Origin of the sequence: Ureibacillus aquaedulcis (assembly GCF_030418165.1) — a bacterium.
Lineage (GTDB): Bacteria > Bacillota > Bacilli > Bacillales_A > Planococcaceae > Ureibacillus > Ureibacillus aquaedulcis.
Genome location: NZ_JAUHTQ010000004.1, coordinates 162,915 through 183,900, shown reverse-complemented (window position 1 = coordinate 183,900; position 20,986 = coordinate 162,915). Strand labels below are relative to the sequence as shown.

Annotated in this window: 19 protein-coding genes and 1 other annotated feature; of the genes, 3 read left to right on the top strand and 16 right to left on the bottom strand. The window is 38.0% G+C overall.

The features are described from left to right. Nucleotides 1-46 precede the first annotated feature (46 nt). The 4 genes from argH to QYB95_RS07825 form a co-directional block, all read right to left on the bottom strand. Nucleotides 47-1,417: an argininosuccinate lyase gene (gene argH / locus QYB95_RS07840; protein WP_301137753.1), complete on the bottom strand. Its 1,371-nt coding sequence runs from the start codon at nucleotides 1,415-1,417 to the stop codon at nucleotides 47-49. Between the two features lie 65 nt (nucleotides 1,418-1,482). Next, nucleotides 1,483-2,697 (bottom strand): argininosuccinate synthase, encoded by a 1,215-nt coding sequence (locus QYB95_RS07835; RefSeq protein WP_301137752.1) that lies wholly within the window; start codon nucleotides 2,695-2,697, stop codon nucleotides 1,483-1,485. A 173-nt stretch (nucleotides 2,698-2,870) separates the two neighbouring features. Beyond that, the gene (locus QYB95_RS07830) at nucleotides 2,871-3,620 is read right to left on the bottom strand and encodes an SDR family NAD(P)-dependent oxidoreductase (RefSeq protein WP_301137751.1); all 750 of its coding nucleotides are present in this window, start codon (nucleotides 3,618-3,620) and stop codon (nucleotides 2,871-2,873) included. An 82-nt stretch (nucleotides 3,621-3,702) separates the two neighbouring features. Next, on the bottom strand, nucleotides 3,703-4,146 hold the full coding sequence (locus QYB95_RS07825; RefSeq protein ID WP_301137750.1) for an RrF2 family transcriptional regulator: 444 nt from the start codon (nucleotides 4,144-4,146) through the stop codon (nucleotides 3,703-3,705). A 229-nt stretch (nucleotides 4,147-4,375) separates the two neighbouring features. On the opposite strand from QYB95_RS07825, the gene hmpA reads away from it, so the two are divergent. Then, nucleotides 4,376-5,548 (top strand): NO-inducible flavohemoprotein, encoded by a 1,173-nt coding sequence (gene hmpA / locus QYB95_RS07820; protein WP_301137749.1) that lies wholly within the window; start codon nucleotides 4,376-4,378, stop codon nucleotides 5,546-5,548. Nucleotides 5,549-5,597: 49 nt separating this feature from the next. On the opposite strand, the gene QYB95_RS07815 is transcribed toward hmpA, so the two are convergent. Beyond that, nucleotides 5,598-6,539, bottom strand: coding sequence for an MBL fold metallo-hydrolase (locus tag QYB95_RS07815; protein WP_301137748.1), 942 nt, complete (start codon nucleotides 6,537-6,539; stop codon nucleotides 5,598-5,600). Between the two features lie 151 nt (nucleotides 6,540-6,690). Further along, nucleotides 6,691-6,911, top strand: a binding site (T-box leader). 313 nt (nucleotides 6,912-7,224) lie between these two features. On the opposite strand from QYB95_RS07815, the gene proC reads away from it, so the two are divergent. Then, nucleotides 7,225-8,031, top strand: coding sequence for a pyrroline-5-carboxylate reductase (gene proC, locus QYB95_RS07810; protein WP_301137747.1), 807 nt, complete (start codon nucleotides 7,225-7,227; stop codon nucleotides 8,029-8,031). Nucleotides 8,032-8,285: 254 nt separating this feature from the next. Here proC and QYB95_RS07805 read toward each other — a convergent pair whose 3' ends face one another. The 4 genes from QYB95_RS07805 to trhO all read right to left on the bottom strand — a co-directional run bounded on the left by QYB95_RS07805 (nucleotide 8,286) and on the right by trhO (nucleotide 12,459). Then, a complete protein-coding gene (locus QYB95_RS07805; protein WP_301137746.1) occupies nucleotides 8,286-8,516 on the bottom strand; it encodes an acyl-phosphate glycerol 3-phosphate acyltransferase in 231 nt (76 codons plus the stop codon). Between the two features lie 163 nt (nucleotides 8,517-8,679). After that, nucleotides 8,680-9,618 (bottom strand): ribonuclease Z, encoded by a 939-nt coding sequence (gene rnz, locus QYB95_RS07800; protein WP_301137745.1) that lies wholly within the window; start codon nucleotides 9,616-9,618, stop codon nucleotides 8,680-8,682. 58 nt (nucleotides 9,619-9,676) lie between these two features. Beyond that, nucleotides 9,677-10,915, bottom strand: a complete 1,239-nt coding sequence (locus tag QYB95_RS07795) for a DNA polymerase IV (RefSeq protein WP_301137744.1) — start codon at nucleotides 10,913-10,915, stop codon at nucleotides 9,677-9,679. A 584-nt stretch (nucleotides 10,916-11,499) separates the two neighbouring features. Further along, nucleotides 11,500-12,459: an oxygen-dependent tRNA uridine(34) hydroxylase TrhO gene (gene trhO / locus QYB95_RS07790; protein WP_301137743.1), complete on the bottom strand. Its 960-nt coding sequence runs from the start codon at nucleotides 12,457-12,459 to the stop codon at nucleotides 11,500-11,502. A gap of 343 nt (nucleotides 12,460-12,802) precedes the next feature. On the opposite strand from trhO, the gene QYB95_RS07785 reads away from it, so the two are divergent. Next, entirely contained in the window at nucleotides 12,803-13,351 is a 549-nt protein-coding gene (locus tag QYB95_RS07785; RefSeq protein WP_301137742.1) for a biotin transporter BioY, read from the top strand. A gap of 64 nt (nucleotides 13,352-13,415) precedes the next feature. Here QYB95_RS07785 and QYB95_RS07780 read toward each other — a convergent pair whose 3' ends face one another. The 7 genes from QYB95_RS07780 to QYB95_RS07750 form a co-directional block, all read right to left on the bottom strand. Further along, nucleotides 13,416-13,967: a 5' nucleotidase, NT5C type gene (locus QYB95_RS07780; RefSeq protein WP_301137741.1), complete on the bottom strand. Its 552-nt coding sequence runs from the start codon at nucleotides 13,965-13,967 to the stop codon at nucleotides 13,416-13,418. Between the two features lie 81 nt (nucleotides 13,968-14,048). Then, a complete protein-coding gene (gene ribD / locus QYB95_RS07775; RefSeq protein WP_301137886.1) occupies nucleotides 14,049-15,155 on the bottom strand; it encodes a bifunctional diaminohydroxyphosphoribosylaminopyrimidine deaminase/5-amino-6-(5-phosphoribosylamino)uracil reductase RibD in 1,107 nt (368 codons plus the stop codon). An 18-nt stretch (nucleotides 15,156-15,173) separates the two neighbouring features. After that, complete coding sequence (locus QYB95_RS07770; RefSeq protein WP_301137740.1) at nucleotides 15,174-15,917, bottom strand: GTP cyclohydrolase II; 744 nt, start codon at nucleotides 15,915-15,917, stop codon at nucleotides 15,174-15,176. Between the two features lie 352 nt (nucleotides 15,918-16,269). Next, complete coding sequence (locus QYB95_RS07765) at nucleotides 16,270-16,992, bottom strand: exonuclease domain-containing protein (protein WP_301137739.1); 723 nt, start codon at nucleotides 16,990-16,992, stop codon at nucleotides 16,270-16,272. A 28-nt stretch (nucleotides 16,993-17,020) separates the two neighbouring features. After that, entirely contained in the window at nucleotides 17,021-17,983 is a 963-nt protein-coding gene (locus QYB95_RS07760) for a DUF294 nucleotidyltransferase-like domain-containing protein (RefSeq protein ID WP_425609185.1), read from the bottom strand. 79 nt (nucleotides 17,984-18,062) lie between these two features. Next, nucleotides 18,063-19,367 carry an ammonium transporter gene (locus QYB95_RS07755; protein ID WP_301137737.1) on the bottom strand — a complete coding sequence of 435 codons (1,305 nt, stop codon included), beginning with the start codon at nucleotides 19,365-19,367 and terminating at the stop codon, nucleotides 18,063-18,065. 491 nt (nucleotides 19,368-19,858) lie between these two features. Beyond that, nucleotides 19,859-20,647: a 3D domain-containing protein gene (locus tag QYB95_RS07750; protein ID WP_301137736.1), complete on the bottom strand. Its 789-nt coding sequence runs from the start codon at nucleotides 20,645-20,647 to the stop codon at nucleotides 19,859-19,861. Nucleotides 20,648-20,986 lie beyond the last annotated feature (339 nt).

Here is a 20,986-nt window from a genome sequence, read left to right as displayed (position 1 = left end):
TAGCGGCCTCTATAACAAATCCTAAAGTTTAGGTTCGTTTCCATTATTAAAGACAAGCTTTTGCTTTTTCAAGTTGCAGACGTACTTGATCAAAGCCGGTACCGCCCAGTGAATTTCTGCGTCTTACTGCAGCTTCTGGTGACAGTACGTCATATACATCCTGCTCAATTAACTTGCTTTCACTCTGCATATCCTCCAGAGGGAGATCCAATAAGAAAATGCCTCTTTGAATACAAGTAAAGACAAGTTTTCCTGTGACTTCATGCGCTTCACGGAATGGCATACCCTTTGTTGCCAAGTAGTCGGCAAGTTCAGTCGCATTAGAAAAGTCACTATGAACCGCTTGGTGAAGCTTTTCTGTTTTTACAGTCATTGTTCGAACCATACCCTCAAAGATTTTCAAGGCACCAAGGATGGTATGAACTGAATCAAACATTCCTTCCTTATCTTCCTGCATATCTTTGTTATAAGTCAACGGCGTACCCTTTAACACTGTCAACAATCCCATTAGGTTGCCGTATACGCGACCTGTCTTGCCACGAATAAGTTCAGCCATATCCGGATTTTTCTTTTGAGGCATGATCGATGAGCCTGTTGAAAATGCATCATCCAATTCAATGAATTTAAATTCATCAGTTGACCAAATAATAATTTCTTCAGCAAAACGGGACAAATGGGTCATTAAGAGCGATGCGTTTGAAAGAAATTCCACAATAAAGTCGCGATCACTAACTGCATCCATTGAATTCGCATATACAGCGCTAAATCCCAGCAGCTCAGCAGACTTTTCACGGTCAATCGGGAAAGTCGTTCCAGCCATTGCACCTGCACCTAATGGTAAGATGTCGATACGTTTCATCGATTCATTAAAACGCTCTTTGTCCCGTTCCAACATCCAGAAATATGCCATTAAGTGATGGGCAAAACTAATCGGTTGAGCTCGCTGCAAGTGCGTATAGCCAGGAGCAATCGTCTCTACATGCTGTTCTGCTTTTTTAAGAATCGTTTTCTGGAAAGTTTCAATCAAGTCAACAACTTCTGCAACACGCTTTTTCAGAAAAAGGTGCATATCTGTTGCAACTTGGTCGTTACGGCTTCGGCCAGTGTGGAGTTTGCCTCCAACCGGCCCGATTTTGTCCGTCAACATTTTTTCTAAATTTAGATGGATATCTTCATTTGCAACACTGAACTCGAGTTCCCCTGCCTCTGCCGAATGTTTTAACTCTGCCAAGCCTCCCAGAATTTGCTCTACATCCTTAGAGTCCAAAATTCCTTGAGCACCCAGCATTGTTACGTGTGCAATACTGCCCTCGATATCTTCCATTACTAATTGTTGGTCAAAGCCAATCGATGCTCCAAATTCGTCTACCCAGTTTTCTGCAGACTTTTGGAAACGGCCGCCCCATAATTTCGTCATTTCTTACACCTACTTCTATTCAGACTCTCTGGAAACCTGGGAGTTTGAATCGATTTCGATAAAAATTAATTTTTAGCTACTACTTCTTTGTTCTTGTTAACTTCTGCAGCAACCACTGTCGGAAGACCCCATAATTCAATAAATCCTACAGCTGATGCATGATTGAATTGGTCCGCTTTTGAGTATGTTGCAAGCTCTTCACTATATAATGAATTTGGTGATTTACGTCCTTCAACAATTGCATGGCCTTTAAATAATTTCACGCGAACTGTCCCGTTTACATATTTTTGAGTTTCTTTTAAGAAACCTTCCAATGCTACACGGATTGGGTTGAACCATAGACCTTCATAAATCACTTCTGAAAGCTTTTGTTCAATAATTGGCTTGAAATGAGCCAATTCTTTTACCAATGTGATATCTTCCAATTCCTTATGGGCAGTTAAAAGTACTTTTGCACCAGGAATTTCATACACTTCACGTGATTTAATTCCAACCAAGCGGTTTTCTACATGGTCAATTCGTCCAACCCCATGGGCACCTGCCACCTTATTTAACTCCTGGATAAGATCTGCAAGCTTCATTTCCTGACCGTTCAATGAAACAGGTTTCCCTTCCACGAACTCGATTTCAACAAATTCCGGTTTGTCAGGTGCATTTTCAAGAGAAACAGTTAATCCATATGCTTCTTCTGGTGGAGCTACCCATGGATCTTCCATCACGCCTGCTTCGTTTGCACGACCCCAAAGGTTTTGGTCAATGGAGAATGGCGAATCGATTGTTGCTGGAACTGGTACACCGTGTTTTTCTGCATACTCGATCTCCTCATCGCGGCTCCAACCCCATTCACGTACTGGTGCAAGAACTTCTAAATCAGGGTTTAACGCTTTAATCGAAATTTCAAAACGAACTTGGTCATTCCCTTTACCTGTACAACCATGTGCTACAGCATCTGCATTTGTTTCATTTGCAATCTCCACTAATTTTTTTGAGATAAGCGGACGGGAAAGTGCAGAAACTAATGGATATTTCTGTTCATACCAAGTATGGCCTTGCAGGGAGATTAATGCATATTCTTCAGCAAATTCGTCCTTTGCATCCACCATGTACGATTCAATAGCCCCTACTTGAAGGGCTTTATTCTTGATAAATTCAAGGTCTTTTCCTTCACCTACATCTAGGCATACCGCGATTACGTCCCACCCCTGCTCCTTTAACCATGGAATTGCAACTGATGTATCAAGTCCACCTGAATAAGCTAAAACGACTTTTTTATTTGCCATTATCTCGTACCTCCGTTATGTTATATGTATTTTTATACATTCAATTAATTGTTTATACACGAATGGTACCATTTTATAAAAATTAATTCAAGTGTATTTTTATAAAATGTTGGATTTTTATAATAAATTAAAAAACGCCCAAGTCAAGGCGTTCATATATACTCTTTCATGTATTATTTTTTATTAAAGAAACCGCTTCCCAGCTTTTCTACCAATCGAGGGGCTATTGCATAAAGTTTGCTTGTGGCCGACATAATTCTGGGTAAATTTACTTCTCTAACAGGTTTATCTATAGTCCTCACTACTTCTCTTGCCACATTTTCAGGCTTTAATAGATATCTTTCCATTACTTCACGATACTTATTAGTAGAATCTGCTTTTTGTAAAAATGGAGTATCGATTGGACCTGGATAAACAGCAGTAACCTGGATATTATATGGGGACAATTCCATTCTTAGACCATTCGCAAAACCGGTAATTGCATGTTTGGACGCTGCATATACACTCGCTTTTTTTGTTGGCACTTTCCCTGCTTGCGAGCCAATAAATATAATGTGTCCAGATTTTCGAATGATCATTTGCTTTGCCAATCTTTTAGTTAAGTAGATAGGTGCTTTTATGTTGATATCAATCATATTGTCAATCTCTTCATCCAAGAGGTCATAGGCACTTTCAAAAGTACCTACTCCAGCATTGATAATGGCAATATCAATGGGAGGTAATTGAGAGTATACTCGATCGATGTCCACTAAATTGGATAAATCCCCCTGGAAAACTTTTGCTCCCATTCTTGACAAGGTTGCAAGAGATGATTCATTTCTGCCGGTTGCATATACAACATAACCTTTTTTAATGCAAAGCTCTGTTATAATTCTTCCGATTCCACTTGTTGCGCCTGTTATAAATATTGTTTTCTTATTCATTAATTATGTATATTCCTTTCCTTAACGTTGATACTATGTCGGAACTTCACTAAAAAAGGGTATAGATTATATCTATACCCTTTTAAGACGGTTCCATTCCGAGTAATCTGAACATCTCATCCTTGGAGATCAAGAAATCGGCTAAACTATAGCGGTCCAAAACTTGTAAATATGCATTTAATGCTTCGTTGAGTGCAAATTTCAGCTTGCAGGCAGGTGATAACTTACATAGGTTGTTTTCTGAATCAAAACATTCGACAAGGTGGAAATCTTCTTCCGTATGCCTTACGACTTGTCCGATATTAATGTCTTCCGGTTGTACTTTCAAGCGAATACCACCGCCCCGACCACGAATCGTTTCGATTAAGCCGAGTTGTCCCAGATCATAAGTAACTTTCATAAGATGATTTTTTGATATATGATAGCTATCTGCAATTTCTTGTATAGTTGATAAACGATCATTCCCTTTAATACCAAGATATAATAATACTCTGAGGGAATAATCCGTATATAAAGTTAAGCGCAACTTAAAAACACCACTCTTTCCTATCCTATTATATCACTTTGCTTTTTAATTTTTACTAAAATATCTTGAAATAAAACATATTAAAACTGTATGGAATACTCTCTTTTGTGTCAAATGTGTTAAAGATGTATTTTGAGTACTACTTTGTGTCAGATTTGTTAAAGATGCATTTCTAATATTGCTTTTAAGATTTGCAAGGAGTAAGATGACTTCGAAAGGACGTGATTGTATGTTATCACAACAAACAATAGACATTATAAAATCAACAGTACCAGTATTAGAGCAACACGGTGTAACAATTACAAAAACTTTTTACAGCAATATGTTAAGAAAACACCCTGAGTTATTAAATTATTTTAATCGTGCAAACCAAGCAAGAGAACGCCAGCAAACCGCTTTGGCTAATACAGTGTTGGCAGCTGCTAAGTATATCGATAATTTGCAGGCCATCGTTCCAGCCGTTATGCAGATTGCACATAAACACCGCGGACTTGGAATCCTGCCTGAACACTACCCTATCGTCGGTGAAAACTTGTTGGCAGCGATTAAGGAAGTACTTGGTGATGCTGCTACGGATGAAATCATTAATGCATGGGCAGAAGCTTATGGCGTTATTGCAGACGTATTTATTTCGATTGAGGAAGATCTATACAAAGAAGCTGAGAAAGATGGCGGCTGGAGATTATTCAAATCGTTCAAAGTAGCCAGAAAAGAAGAAGAAAGCGAAGAAGTTACTTCATTCTACTTAGTTTCAGAAGATGGTGAAAAATTACCAGAATATAAAGCAGGGCAATATATCACAGTTCGCGTAAAAGTACCTGGTGACGAATATACTTCTAACCGTCATTATACATTATCGCAACCATCAAATGAAAACGAATTCCGCATCAGTGTGAAACGAGAAGATGCAGTAGATCCAAGAGGCGTAGTTTCAAACTACCTTCACGAACAAGTAAACGTTGGCGATACAATTGAAATAAGCGCTCCTGCAGGCCTATTTACATTGGAAGATAACAGCAACCCTGTGCTATTTGTAAGCGGTGGCATCGGTGTAACACCATTAAATACAATGCTTCAAACTATGGAACTTGGAAGACAAGTAGCATTTGTTCAATGTGCACGCAATGAGAAAGCGGTAGCATTTAAAGAACAAATTGATAAAAAAGTAAACGAATTAAATGGTACGTATCGCGTCTTATTCTCTGATGAAAATGGCTATGTAACAAAAGAAGATTTAGCGCCGTTCATTAAAGAAAATACTGAAATCTACATTTGCGGACCAGCACCATTCATGGAAACAGTCATTTCAATCGCTCGTGAGCTAGGCTTGCCTGGTGATAACATCCACTTTGAATTCTTTGGTCCTGCAATGTCCTTAGATTCACTAGCAAACGCCAACTAAAATATAAAAGCAAAATCCACAAGTAGTCCTAACCTACCTGTGGATTTTTTTATAGACGAGTATATACCATTACACCATTCACGATTTCTTCACGTACAAGTTCATCCCTAACTAAACAATCCAGGTATCCTAGGGTTTTTGATAATGTTAACCCCAATTCTGTCTTATAATGCGCCTGATATAAATCCATAGTAAGCTCAATAACCGTTTTGGGGCGATCCATATGTTTAATCAGTTGATTAAGACGGATATCATCTTTCGCTAAACGCTGCTTAATCAATTCATTGACTCCCAGTATATCTTCTCCGTGACCCGCATATACTTTTGCAACATTCAACTCAAACAGATGTTTTAATGACTCTTGCTGTTGTATCAAAGCTTTGGGCCGAATAGTTGAAAGATCTGTCGGCGGTTCAACCAAGGGGTTTGCAGCAACTTTGTCCAATAAGAGATCGCCGCCAATAACTTCATTTGTAGATTCCTCCAAAAAGATTAGATGGCTTTGTGCATGACCCGGTGTATAGATTGCTTTTAGTCCAGGATGTCCAGGAACTTCTTCTCCATCCTTCAGGTATTTTGTTAAAGGGGTTGAACCATATAATTTCAAAGCATCTTTTGACTCTACTATTTTTTCAAGATACTTTTCAGGAACCGCTTGCAGTTGCATCTGATGTCGATAGAAGTTCGAACGATAGGCCATAAATTCAGGCGTCCTAAGCAAGAAATGGTCATTATATTCGTGACCGATGATTTCGGCTTCGGGAAATGCATCCACCCAGCCAGCATGGTCTGGATGATGGTGGGTTAAAACAACTTGCTCTATGTCCCCTAGCTTGTAACCCGCTTCCTGAATGCCGTTATTTAACGCATTTAATGCATCTTGTGTTTTAGGTCCGACATCAAAAAGCGATAACTTATCCCCTTTTACCAAGAAAGCATTTACATCCCCTATCGGATATGGAGTAGGTATAATTATTTTATGTATATTCATGGATCATCCCCCTAGTAGTGAAAGTAAAACTATTTTTTCCATATAATGAATATCTATTCATCCATTCATTTTATCTCTTTTTCTGTAATTCGTCACCTATGTAATTGACAGATTGAAAAAGTGTGCATATAATTTTCATAATTCAAAAATTTATAAAACGATGATGAAGACAAGTAAATGAACTTATGGTTCCAGAGAGTGCTACATTTCGGTGCAAGTGGCATAACCCGCTAATTCATTGAACCTACTTCGGAGTAGTTATGAAAACATAACCGTCCCCTCTGCGATAAAGAGGATTCAAGTTGTGCCCATGATTTGGGCAAACAAAGGTGGTACCGCGGAAAAATTGCTATTAGCGTTTTCGTCCTTAGTATAAGGATGGAAACGCTTTTTATATTGAAATGGAATTTTTTGGCTAATTTCAATAGCTCGTTAATTTTCGTCCTTTGATTGATTACTCCGTTTCATTCATAATGGCGTAATGGTGCATTATAGATCTGCTTTATGAAATGAACTGGACCTATTAAAGGTCTTTCTAGAGTAATCTTTTTCAGGTTCTTTGTAAAACAAACAGGACTTATACTTTCAATCGAAATTAGTACATCATTTGCTTTGGTCCTTTTTTGGTTTGGTGGTTCTAAGGGAAGTTCAAACAGGATAAATATCACTATATGGAGGGATCGATATGCAAAAAATACTTTTTGTTGGCGCAGGTTCAATGGCTGAAGCTTTAATCCAGGGTTGGGTAGAGCAAAAAGTGATTCCAAGCGAAAACATCTATGTAACGAATCGTTCGAAATTTGAAAGATTAATTGAATTAAATGAAAGTTATGCTGTCAATATACTGGTTGATCATGAAAAGATTCGTGAAATGGATTTAATCATTTTGGCCATGAAACCAAAAGATGTCCAACCAGCAATGGAAAGAATACAACCTTTTATAAGCGAAGATACCGCAATACTTTCTGTACTTGCAGGAATACCCATTCAAACGATAGAAGAAGGCATTGGTAGGCGGCCTATTGCACGGGTAATGCCTAATACTTCTGCTACAATTGGTATGTCCGCTAGTGGGATTGCATTCAATGAACAAGTAGATGACTATCAAAAAGTGCTGTATTTGCAGATGCTTGAAGCAATCGGCATTGTTATTGAGGTGGAAGAAGATAAATTGCATGCTGTTACGGCTCTTTCAGGGAGCGGTCCAGCTTATCTTTATTATCTACTGGAAGCTTGGGAAGCCGTAGGAGCTGAATTTGGATTATCAAAAGAGGTAGTTCGCGAATTAATGGTGCAAACAATTGCTGGTTCTGCAGCCATGCTTCAATCAGTAAAAGAAGAGCCAACTGCTTTACGAAAAAAAGTAACAAGTCCAGGGGGGACAACCGAAGCGGGTATTACGGCTCTTGAAAATAATCATTTTAATGAAGCCGTATATGCTTGTATAAAAAGCGCTGAAGCAAGGTCAAGGGAATTAGCAAAAGGTCAATAACTTAAAGAGTTTCTAAGTGCAATCATTTGACCAACTGGGTCATCTTGCAACATCTATTTGTTATTTCTATGTTGATTTTTCTTCACTAAAGCATTATATTTCCTAGGAAATGTGGTTTTTTACTATTATTTTATGTCGAAAAGTGTATATTTTCCTATCTTTATCTTTCACTATTTTACAAATATCTATCTTTTTCAATTAAAAACGCGTGAACAATGTTGAAATTTGCACACGCGTTTTGCTTTTTTTCTTAATTATAAAACACCCGCTCGAATACGTTTTAGAATTGAGTATGTCGTATAAATCGCCATAGGACATAAAAGTGCAGCTAATAAGAACCAGAAGTTAAGTGCATCTGCTGTTTTTAATGCCGTAAAGTTTGTTGCGATATAAATCAATACTCCAACCAACAATAAATAACTAAGTACATTCGGAAAAATTACTAGTAAACGTAAAAGTGCGGGACTTATTTTTGGCTGATTCATCAAATCCCTCCCTATTCTAATCTTATATATAAATTCTCGAATAATCTATAATTTTCTTGGAATTATCGAATTCCCATTACAAGTTACAAAATGTTCGTTACTATCTTAGTGCGTTTATGCGAATGAAAAAACAAGCTTTTTCTAAAGCTTGCTTTTACTGTTATTATACCTCGGACAGTTCACCGCTTTTCCATTCATAATGCGAGAAATCGTGAGCGATAAAAGTATTGGGAAAAACCTCTCTCGCCTGATTTAATAACGCTTCAATATCATGGGGCAGGAAACGGGAACTAATATGATTTAATATTAAATTTTTGGCTCTACTTTCTGTTGCTATTTGTGCTGCCTGCACATTTGTTGAGTGGCCATAGCTTGCTGCTAAATGCTCGGTTTTATGATCGAATGTTGCTTCATGTACAACAACATCTGCATCTTCACACAGGATTTTGGCGGTTTCACAGTACTTCGTGTCCCCTAAAATAGTAATTGTAAATCCTTTTTTAGGTGGTGATGTAACCGACTGACTTAACACCTTCGTTCCATCTTCCAATATAACATCTTCACCATTCTTTAATTTTCCTAACAGCGGCCCTTTAGGAACACCTAAATTCCTTGCCTTATCAATCAGAAGCTCTCCTTTTAATGGTTTTTGCTCTATTCGATAACCAAAACAAGGGATTACATGTTCAAGCAGCTGTGCTCGAACAGTAAATTGATCATCCTCAAAAATCACGCCATCCTGTACTTCGACAAATTCAATTGAATAAGTTAAATGCGTCTTTGAAATATTTAATGTTGCAGTAACCCACTCTTTTAACCCTTTTGGACCAAATAGGGTTAATGTATCCTCCCCACCCAAGAAGGAGCGGGAGCTCAAGAAGCCAGGCAGTCCAAAGATATGGTCCCCATGTAAATGGGTAATAAAAATTTTCTCCACTTTTCGGGGACGTATCGTTGTATGTAAAATTTGGTGCTGTGTTGCTTCCCCACAATCAAAAAGCCAAACAGTGCCGCGCTCTTCTAATAATTTTAATACAAGGGCACTTGTATTTCTTTCTTTCGAAGGCATTCCCGCCCCTGTTCCTAAAAACTGTAGCTGCATTTAAACTCTCCCGTTCTTATATTTCTTTTTTTCCATAGAGACTATATTCAATATTTATCTAGTGGTCCTTTAAATCTTCGAGGAAGTCTTTACTAAAACTTGTTTTGGAAGCATAGCTAGGGTTATTAATTGCGATTCCTTTTTGAATTGCACCTTTTCCATACTTCTTTTCTATCTCATCGATTAGCTCATAGATTGGTTCTTGTTTAGCAAATTGTTCAAAGTTAAAGATGGATAACTGTTCAACTGATTGCTTTCGATCCAGTACATTGGAAATCGTAATTCCCAAAAGTCGTATCGGTGCTCCATTCCAAGATTTATGAAATAATTGGATTGCTTCTTCATAAATTATTTCTTTATTATAAATAGGGTTTTGGAAGGTTTTGCTCTTTGAGTGGTTGTGCCAATCCGCATCCCGGATTTGAATGCTGATTGTGGATCCGCATAACTTTTTCGCATCCAACCGTTCCGCTACTTTTTCGGACAGTTTTAAGAAAGTCTTTTCGAGTTCCTCCATATCTGTTTCATCAAATGGCAGCGTCGTGGAGTTTCCGACACTTTTTGTTTCGTAGATCGCATTGGGATCCACCTCTCGAGAATCTTCCCCATTCGCACGCATTCTTAAGCGAACTCCATTTTTACCCAAAGCTTGCCGAATAAGATATTCATCAACATTTGCAAGCTCGCCAATTGTATTTATTTTTATTGCAGCAAGCTTTTTGGCAGTACTTTCTCCAACACCATGCATCTCGATTACAGGCAACGGCCATAACCTTTCCTTTACATCTCGTTTCCTTAATACCGTTATGCCCATCGGTTTTTTCATGTCGGAAGCAGTTTTAGCCAAAAATTTATTCGGTGCAATGCCAATCGAACAAGGAAGGTCGAGTTCATTTAAAATCCTCATTTGAATCTCTTTGGCAATATCAATCGGATGCTGCCCTGTTCCATTATTGGTAACATCTATATACCCTTCATCAATGGATACAGGTTCTATTAGTTCCGAGTAACTTCGCAATATTGTAAACATTGCCTTTGATGCAGCTCGATATTTCGGAAAATCGGGAGGCAATAAAATTAAATCAGGACATTTGCGAAGGGCCTCTCCAACATTCATCGTTGTATAAATACCTTTTTGGCGCGCTTCATAAGAACTCGTAACGATAATTCCTCGGCGTTCTTTCGGGTTGCCTGCAATGGCGATCGCCTTCCCTTTTAAATCTGGATTATGAGCCTGTTCAACCGATGCATAAAAACTATTCATATCAACGTGAAAAATAATCCGTGCCTTTCCCATGCCCTCACCTCCCAATCATGATCAAGTGTTTATGTAAATATTAGCATACTCTTTTGGCAGTTGCATTTTAGTAAGGTGGTTTAAACAGTATTTGAAGAATGATTTAGATGCACTTCTTCAAGCTTGTCTAATTTTGGAAAGTGCTTCATCTCCCTTATGATGCACTTCCTTGACTCAATATCGCGATACAAAGTGCTTCATCCCCCTTATGATGCACTTTTCTAATCTGAATCAGCCACTAAAACTGCTTCTTCCCTCCTATGATGCACTTCTTCAGCCTAATTTCGCTTCACAAAGTGCTTCATCACACTTATGTTGCACTTCCTTGACTCAATCTCGCGACGCAAAGTGCTTCATTCCTCTTATGAAGCACTTCCCTGACTTAATCTCGCAACACAGAGTGCCTCATCACATTATGATGCACTTCTCCAACCTAGTCGCAGTATCGAAAGTTCTTCCTCATGACATTGATGCATTTTCTTAAACTAATATCACGCCCTGACCCGTCCCCCCCATTCAAAATCACCAGAAATAAAAAATAGGTGAGGAAAATAATTTTCTCCTCACCTCTCTTCACTATATACTTAGGCTTTTACTTGTTGCTCTTCAAGCCATTTGATTTGTTGTTGAACGAATTCTTCAGATAGATTGTGATTTACGATATAGCGGTTGCGTTCGTGTTTTGAACATTCAATCGTACAGCCACCTAAATGCTTTAATTCATTTTCTTCGGAGCTGATAATTTGTTTGTTGCATTCAGGGTTTGCACAGTTAATGTAGCGTTCGCAAGGAGTGCCATCGAAATGATCTTTTCCGATAATTACATGTTCAACTTGGTTGATCGGCACAGTTAAGCGTTCGTCAAATACGTACATTTGACCATCCCATAATTGTCCTTTTGCAACTGGGTCTTTACCGTAAGTCGCAACACCACCATGCAGTTGCCCAACATCTTCACCGATTCCCTCACGTTTTAACCAACCTGAGAATTTCTCACAGCGTATTCCACCTGTGCAATATGTTAATACGCGTTTACCTTCGAACAATTCGCGGTTGTCACGAACCCATTGAGGTGTATCACGGAAAGTTTCTACCTCCGGGCGGATTGCACCACGGAAGTGGCCCACATCATATTCATAGGTATTACGCACATCTAGTACTACTGTATTTTCGTCTTGCATTTCATCTAAAAATTCTTCAGGTGAAAGGTATCGACCTGTAATTTCATGTGGATTGATATCATCTTCCAAGCTTAAGTTCACTAACTCCGGACGTGGACGTACATGCATTTTTTTGAAAGCATGTTTGTCTGCTTCGTCGATTTTAAAAACAATTCCTTCGAACAATGGGTGATTTTTCATCATTTCCATGTAGGCATTTGTATCTTCGATAGTTCCTGAAACAGTCCCATTGATCCCTTCATTAGCTACTAAAATACGGCCTTTTAGATTTAATTCTTTACATGCACTTAGATGCTCAGCTGAAAAAGCAGCTGGATCTTCAATCGTTGTATAATGATAATAAAGCAAAACTCTGTAATCCATATATATTCCACCTATCATGTATATTTGCAAGATATATTGATAGTATATCTTTCGTTCTTTGGAGGCTTCGGTCAAGCGTGAAACCAAACAAAAACAGCGGATATAATTATATATCACACCGTCGAATGATGCAAGAAAACTTTCATTTCAAGACACCAGATATCCAATATATCATAAAAACATTAACGTTTCCATCATAAATAGGTCTGAATTCTCGTTTTCTATCAGATATTAATTTAACAATAATGAAAGAATAAAATCAGATTGACAACTTTTTCAAACTATACTAATCTTTTTTTGTAAACTAAAAATATAAAAGGTTAACTCAAAAGGGGATGAATACATGCAATCTAGAACATATTCATATGTAGTTACCGCTTTCGGTGCAGCCATTATCGCTGTACTTGCCCAAATCACGATTCCACTGCCGCTTATTCCAATTACCGGCCAAACACTTGCTGTTGGACTTGTTGCCACAATTTTAGGAAAGAAAAATGGGACCATTGCAGTTCTACTGTATATCTTGCTTGGAGCAATCGGCTTGCCTGTTTTTTCAGGCTTTTCCGGCGGACTTGCTGTTCTCGTAGGACCAACAGGCGGCTATATCATCGGATTTTTAGTACAAGCTTATTTAATGGGCTTGTATATGGAGAAATTCGGCGTGTCCTTTACACATTCAACTATTGCCAATCTATTCGGGATGGTTATTACACTTGCATTTGGTACAACATGGTTGAAAATTGTCGGGGACTTATCTTGGACTGCTGCATTTATGGGTGGAGTTTATCCATTTATAATCGTTGGAATTATTAAAGCGGTAGCAGCGGCTTGGCTTGGAGTTATTGTTCGCAATCGATTGGAAAGTGCCCAATTGCTTAAGCAACTTGCATAGAGTCAAAAATCAACCCATAAACATAGAAACCGAGCTATTCAATTGAATAGCTCGGTTTCTCACGTTAATAAGTAAAACTCGTCCATTCCTTTACTCTAGGAATGCCAACATCTTGATTATACGATTGGTCTTTAACGTATACCTTCGTCGCTATGTCGCTTAATGTGTGAAGAACTGCCGGTTTATCATCAAAGTAGAAATCAAGGTCTAGCTGTCTAATAATCTCGATTTTCTCTTGATCCTGCATACCACAGAAAAACCGCTGCTCATGAACAGGAAAACCTTGATCTTTTACCCATTCTTGCGTTTTTTGGCAATATTGTTTTGGGCGGGATGTAATATAAAAGATTTCATGCCCTTCTCTCTCAAGTCGATTCAGTAATTCCAGCGCGCCGTCAAAAGAAGGACAATCAGTAAAATAGATTTCCTCCAATAAGCTGTTCCACATTTCGCCTCCTGCCACTTTATCCAACCCAAATGCTTCATGGATTTCAACCGTTTTTAATTCGCGAAAAATCTCAACCCCAACATTTTGATTAAGTTTACGATTATAAATGTGGAAGGCATGTTCTCTTAAATTAATGAGTGTATCATCTATATCAAAACCAAATCTCACAAAAAATTCCTACTTTCTCATCTTGCTTCAATCATTTTAAAATTTAAAAGGCTATTTGGTTTAAAGTACTATACTTTTTCATTAGCCAATTTCAACCGATGGATATGCCGTAATGCAAAGGTCCGGTCCAATTTGTTCAATAGAATCGAATTCCAGCTGAAGCGCTTCATCGATACTTTCAATATCCGTTCCGGCAAATGGAGTTTTTGAATTTCTTCCACCTAATATCTTGGGGGCCATATATAAAAGTACTTTATTAATTAACCCGCCTCTTAAGAAGGATGCATTGATCTCTGCTCCACCTTCTACCAGTACATCCGTAATTCCCAGTTTATAAAGTTCATCCAGCATTTCATTCAGGTTTAATCCATGCTCGGATTTTGAGACAGTCAGGATGTGAACACCTTTTTCGGTTAGTTGCTCAACCTTTGTCCCTTCGACACCATTAGCGGAAACAATAATCGTTTTTGCTTCAGTTGTATTTACGACATTTGAACTTAACGGGGTTTTCAATTCGCTATCCAGAATGATACGAACAGGATTTTTCCCCTCACGATGTGGGAGTCTTGTTGTTAGTGATGGATTATCCGCCAATACTGTCCCCACACCTACTAGAATGCCATCTACTGCATGACGAAGCTTGTGAACCTGCAATCGTGCTTCTTCGCTTGTAATCCATTTTGAATGCCCACTGTGAGTTGCAATTTTCCCATCCATTGTCATCGCAAACTTCGAGATAACAAATGGCTTATTAGTAATCATATTGTGGATAAAACGCTCATTTAACTTACGTGCCTCTTCTTCCAATAAACCTACCTCTACTTCAATCCCGGCTTCTCTTAATAAGTTGATCCCGCGACCTGCAACTGATGGGTTTGGATCCATTGTTGCTACGACCACACGACTAACTTCCGATTCTTTTACTAATTTTGCGCAAGGCGGCGTTTTTCCATAATGAGAACACGGTTCCAGCGTAACATATAAAGTAGCACCTTTGGCATGATCTCCAGCCATATTAAAGGCATGTACTTCGGCATGTGGTTCTCCTGCCTTGCGATGTAAGCCAGTCCCAACTATGACGCCGTCTTTTACAAGGACTGCCCCAACGCAAGGATTTGGATTCGTGTTCCCCCTGGCTGTGGCAGCAAGGTCTAAAGCTAATTGCATATATTCACGGTCACTCTTCATCACTCACTTACACACTCCCTATACGGTTAGTTGCTCTTTGGGTATATGACCCGATTTTTTCACCTTGGTTTCAAGGTAATGACGATTCGTTTCAGTTAAGCCACCCCATAGCGGAATATGATTATGTGCAAGTAAACCATGCGATTTTAAGGCAGCAAGTTTTTTGGGATTGTTTGTAATCAATGTAACCGGTTTTGCTCTTAACGTTTCCAAAACACGAACCGCTTCTTCATAATTGCGTGTATCATCTTCAAATCCCAGTGCATTATTTGCTTCTACAGTATCGTAGCCTTCTTCCTGTAAAATGTATGCCAAGGATTTAGAGAACAAACCAATTCCTCTTCCTTCATGGTTTGCTAAATAAAAGATGGCGCCACAGCCATGTTCTTTAATCATCTTCATTGATTCATGTAGCTGATAGCCACAGTCGCAACGTTGACTTCCAAAAATGTCGCCGGTATGGCAAATACTATGCATACGGATAATCGCATCATCCGCATTTGCAAAATCTCCATAAACCAGGACCGACGATTGTTGTTTTGAAGCTAAATCCGCATTAACGATCGATTGCAGAATGGATTCCTTTGTATTCAATTCTTTGCCTACTGTTGCCCATGTATACCATTGGAACGTTGTCTCGAACTCCCCTTGTTTCACCGGCAATTTCACTGGACCCACCACAGCTAGATTTTCTTTATCATTAAATGAAACAATATTCATCTTCTCTTTTAAAATTTTATTCGCATTTGTAAAATTCTTCATTATTCTATCACCTATCTTTTTGTAATCATTCGTGAGGAACTTTTTGCATACCACTTACTTTTCGTAACTAAATATATAATAATAACTACAAAAGGTCAATTCAATAATATCTAATTCTTACTATCTTAATATGGTATATGACTTTGCACTTTAAATATAGCTTATGTAGAAACTGAAATCAAAAGCAGTGTTTCCACACAAAAGACCAGAAAAGAAAACCAGAAGAAATCGGACGCTATTTCATATCGGTTTCTTTTCATGTATCAATGAAGCAATCTCTATTTTATTGGCAAAAAAGAGTATATACAAAGTTCAAAAACTTTATATACACTCTTTATTTAAATAACATCTATTAAATTCTTGCAAAATGATTATATACGTCATTTAATGTTTCACAACCCAAGTATATCACTTTTTCGACATAAACACTCCATATTTGAGCCGTCATTTTGGCGTCCCCTAAAGCATGATGGCGGTCCATGATGGGAATGCTATTCTGCTCACATAGATGCTCTAATGATAAATTATGAAAATCGCGATCTACTATTTTATAGAGGAAGGATGTATCCACAATACGATGCTTGAACGGTGTTTTAAAAATTTTCGAGCTTGCATGCTGCATGAAGCTTCGTTCATGGGTTGCATGGTGCGCTACAAGAGTAGCATCTTCCACAAATTGAAAGAAGTTAATTAGAACATCCGATAAAATTGGTGCTTCACGGACGTCAGCGGTCGTAATTCCCGTCAGATTGATGATATTTTCCGGAACTTCTTGATCATAGTAGACAAGAGAGTAAAATTGCTCTTCTTCTATAATCGTTGTCCCCTGCATTTTAATTGCTCCGATGGATAAAATCGTATCACCTTTTTCGGGAGAGAATCCTGTTGTCTCAATATCGAAGATCACCACTTTCAATTTATCCAATGGTGTACTCATGGCATCGTCTTTATTAATTTCTTTTTGAAGATGTCTCAAGTATGCCATTTGTTGAGAATTTTGAATGCCACCAATGCCACCATGTACACGTTTCCCTTGTATCCCTCTCAGTAACTGCATAAATGGTTCAAATGCCATTTTAACACCCTTTTCTTATGCACGCTTTTCACTCGTTATCGCTGACCAGCTCAATAACCGCATCGTGCAGTTTTTTTCCGCCCTTCAAGATCCCTTTGATCTCTTTTCTTTGTTCCCTGGTTAGATCCTTAACATTTAAGTAATGCGTATCATCATACTCATTTACATGAAGTAAAGTTAATCGATAATTCATTAACGCAGAAAAGTTTCCGTAACTGCTTTTTAGCAATCCTTCATATTCCGCTATTTTTTGCAGTTCTTTCATTCTCTCTAATGTCGCCGTTTCACACAGACCTTCTTTAATAGATAGGAGACGAATGGAATTGACATATGGTAAAAAGGCAACGTATTTTAAATTAATAGATCCCTGGTACTTTCCATGTTGTTCCACTAATATCTGCCCCATGGGACCTATGGCATTTTTGACATGTTTAACATTAGCCATAAACCTCCCCAGCAATAACGGATGCTCTTTTTGATATTGATGGATATCTGTTTTTAATTGTTTTATACAATCTTCTTTTCCATATAAAACCCTTGCATCATAAAAAATTTGCAGATATCGGATGGATTCCCAACTTTCATCTTCCATCCACTTGCTAATTTGTTTTTTCCAATCGTTATACGATTTACACCAGACCGGGTTGGAACTCATGATATATCCCGTACAATAAGGGTACCCAGCAATATCCAAGCCCCTGGATAACTCTTCTCCAAGAACCTTGAAGTATAAATCATTCTCAGGAGTGGATTGCTCATAAATAATCCCATGATCCTGGTCGCTAATTAGCCCTTGCTCTAAACGTCCGCCACTGCCAGTTATAAACCAGGTAAAACTGCAGGGCACCTCTCTTTCTTCCATATTTTCTTTTGCAACTTCCAATACTTTCAGCATGACTTGATCATGAAATGTGTTGAGTGAAACGTTATCTGCTAAAAAGGAGGAAATATTGGCATCCTTCCATACTTTTATTGACTCATACGTTTCCAAAAAGAACACTTCCTTTATAGAAAAAGCCTCTGAAAATCAGAGGCTTTTTGTTTAAGTATAAACTTATATAAATAGTAGTTTATGAGAATTTTTCTTTCGTTGCAGCCGTAGCTAATTTTGCTTCTTCCAAAGCCATTTGCTCTGGATATCCATAACTTCCGTGTTCCGACATATCCAAGCCCATGATTTCTTCTTCTTCAGTAACTCGAAGACCACCCATAACTTTATCCATGATCTTAAGTATAACAAATGAAACTACAAATGCATAAGCACCAGCAGCAACTACACCCAGAGTTTGAACTCCCAGTTGTTCCCAGCCACCACCATAGAATAATCCTGCTTGACCCCAATCAATATCAGTCGATAATGCCGGCAAAGCAAATAAGCCATTAGAAAGTGTGCCCCAAACACCAACAGTACCGTGTACTGATAATGCAGCGATTGGATCATCAAGTTTTAGTTTTTCAAAGAATTGCATACTGAATACCATCATCACACCACCGATTAAACCGATGACTACCGCAGCCCAAGGAGCAACAAATCCACAAGAAGCAGTAATTGCAACCAAACCGGCGAGTGCTCCGTTTAATGTTGACGGCACATCCGCTTTACCTGTTTTAACCCAAGCCGTAAACATTGCTGCAACGGCACCAGCTCCAGCAGCCAATTGCGTATTTAAAATAACATAACCCAGGAATCCATCAGCAACACCGAATGTACTTGCACCATTGAAACCGAACCAACCTACCCAAAGAACTAAAACACCTAGAGTAGTATATACTTGGTTATGACCAGCCAGGACATTAGATGAGCCGTCTTTGTTATATTTACCAATACGAGGTTTTAAGATCATTGTTGCAGCCAACGCAGCCATGGCACCTGTTAAGTGAACAACTGTCGAACCAGCAAAGTCTTGTTTACCGTGTTCAGCTAACCAGCCGCCACCCCAGATCCAGTGAGCAACTACCGGATAGATGAAAGCAGAAAACAGAATTGCAAAGATTACATAAACGGATAATTTTGCACGTTCAGCAAATCCGCCAAATGCAACTGTAAGGGAAATTAATGCAAACATTACTTGGAAAGAGAAGTCAACCGCCGGAGTCAATCCTCCCGCTTCTTCTGCAGTCGTTGTATCTCCATAGAAGAAATTTGATAATCCGATGAATGGATTTCCGTCACCGTATATAAAGCCATAACCCACAGCCCAAAACACTAAAGTTCCAAGACCTGCCGTAAAAATTGTTTTACCAGCTACGTGACCGGCATTTTTCATTCTTGTTGAACCTGCTTCAAGTAAAATAAATCCACCTAACATAAAGAATACTAAAATTGCACCAATTGCTACCCACAGGTTATCCATCAGTACTACAACAGCTTCCATATAATTCATTCTCCCTTCAAAATCAATTCTCCATGTTACGTTATATTATTCTATGATGTTAGGAAATGTAACACGTTTTATTAAAATTAATTTTACATTATATTCCCTTTATGTCAATACAATTTTCATAACTTATTTTCATTAATGTTAGAAAACGTAACACAGAAATAAAAATAACTGATTTATAGGAGTTTTTTCATTGAACAAAGGATTTTTAGTCGCCCTACTTGTATGCAGTTACAGAAAATCAGTGAAATTTCCTTACGTATCTTTTAGCTATCCAAGTGTATTAATAGGGACAAAGGTTCACTCAGGAAAGGAAGAATTAAGATATTTCGGAATCTTCCTATGTAATATTTAATAACACCATCCAACATAGCAATGTATAAATATGAATCTTCATTTTTATGTTTTTTGAGTTCATTATTGACATAACAAAAGCTCCAGAGAGTCAAATCTCCAGAGCCTTCTACATTTCTATTTCAATATTATTAATTAAGAATTTTTATCTTTACTTGCTTTCGACCCCATTGCAATGCCTCGTTTTGTGTTGGAATGAAAACATCGATTTTATTTCCTTTTATGGCACCGCCTGTATCTCCTGCTATTGCTTCACCATATCCCTCTACCCAGACCCTAGAACCAAGCGGAATGATATTTGGGTCAACAGCAATTACCCTTTGATTCGGGTTGGAGCGCAGGTCAATACCTATTGCCGTTGTACCGGAACACCCTTCACAATATGCAGTATAAGCTGTGGCAGTTACCATAAATTCCTTCCCGGAGTCCGGTTCTTCTTCTATTGTACTTTTCGCCACCTTAGGTTCACTGGATTTAGATTTGCTAGCTTGCTGAGTTTCTATTTTCTTGTCATCATTTTGACTCTGGCTAGTTATTGAAGCTTCAGCTTCAACAGGACTATCTATTTGTTCACTTCCGTTATCATAAAGAATTAACTCTCTACCTGGGTGAATCGTATAATCTGATAGATCATTCCATTCCATCAAGTCCTCTAATTCCACTTGATTATTTGCAGCGATTCGGAATAAATTATCTCCTTCTTTCACTTCATATACTTCGGGCTGCAACATTTTAAAGAAAACAACATTTCGATCTAACGCATCATCGAAAAATCCTCCACCCAAATTATCCGTTATAAGCAAACGTTCATTTTCATCATCCGTGTGCATTGCTGCTCTGTCGATCTCCATCCCATATACATTAGTGGTTGATATTGAAAATAGCATTAGTAACAACATGAAAGTAAATTTAATTTTCATTTTATGTCCTCCTGACAATTAATCTCGAATTTTGTAAGCTAATTACGAATTCAGTACTGTCCACGCTCTTACAAAAATATACATATTGATATAAAAATAGAAATAAATGTAATATTTGTAATAAATGAAATATTTTTATAATGTTATTCCTAGTATGATTCTCTAGAGTTCCTGATTTCATTTTTAAAGCAAAAAACTGATTTAAAAGCTATTTCCGCTTTTAAATCAGTTAAATTATGGGTTTAAATCTTTATTAAAATAGGATAAAGAGTATCGGAACTTGTTTTTTCATCAATTCATTTCTACTCTTTTGACTTCATGTTACAATTGATTCTAATA

Bases quoted from the DNA above. Each gene is read 5' to 3' on its own strand.
- QYB95_RS07750 (WP_301137736.1), bottom strand. From the start codon at position 20,647: ATGAAAATTAAATTTACTTTCATGTTGTTACTAATGCTATTTTCAATA.
- QYB95_RS07795 (WP_301137744.1), bottom strand. From the start codon at position 10,915: ATGGGAAAGGCACGGATTATTTTTCACGTTGATATGAATAGTTTTTAT.
- QYB95_RS07805 (WP_301137746.1), bottom strand. From the start codon at position 8,516: ATGAATCAGCCAAAAATAAGTCCCGCACTTTTACGTTTACTAGTAATT.
- QYB95_RS07785 (WP_301137742.1), top strand. From the start codon at position 12,803: ATGCAATCTAGAACATATTCATATGTAGTTACCGCTTTCGGTGCAGCC.
- QYB95_RS07830 (WP_301137751.1), bottom strand. From the start codon at position 3,620: ATGAATAAGAAAACAATATTTATAACAGGCGCAACAAGTGGAATCGGA.
- ribD (WP_301137886.1), bottom strand. From the start codon at position 15,155: ATGAAGAGTGACCGTGAATATATGCAATTAGCTTTAGACCTTGCTGCC.
- trhO (WP_301137743.1), bottom strand. From the start codon at position 12,459: ATGGATTACAGAGTTTTGCTTTATTATCATTATACAACGATTGAAGAT.
- argH (WP_301137753.1), bottom strand. From the start codon at position 1,417: ATGACGAAATTATGGGGCGGCCGTTTCCAAAAGTCTGCAGAAAACTGG.
- QYB95_RS07770 (WP_301137740.1), bottom strand. From the start codon at position 15,917: ATGAAGAATTTTACAAATGCGAATAAAATTTTAAAAGAGAAGATGAAT.
- QYB95_RS07765 (WP_301137739.1), bottom strand. From the start codon at position 16,992: ATGGCATTTGAACCATTTATGCAGTTACTGAGAGGGATACAAGGGAAA.
- QYB95_RS07815 (WP_301137748.1), bottom strand. From the start codon at position 6,539: ATGAATATACATAAAATAATTATACCTACTCCATATCCGATAGGGGAT.
- rnz (WP_301137745.1), bottom strand. From the start codon at position 9,618: ATGCAGCTACAGTTTTTAGGAACAGGGGCGGGAATGCCTTCGAAAGAA.
- QYB95_RS07835 (WP_301137752.1), bottom strand. From the start codon at position 2,697: ATGGCAAATAAAAAAGTCGTTTTAGCTTATTCAGGTGGACTTGATACA.
- proC (WP_301137747.1), top strand. From the start codon at position 7,225: ATGCAAAAAATACTTTTTGTTGGCGCAGGTTCAATGGCTGAAGCTTTA.
- QYB95_RS07755 (WP_301137737.1), bottom strand. From the start codon at position 19,367: ATGGAAGCTGTTGTAGTACTGATGGATAACCTGTGGGTAGCAATTGGT.
- hmpA (WP_301137749.1), top strand. From the start codon at position 4,376: ATGTTATCACAACAAACAATAGACATTATAAAATCAACAGTACCAGTA.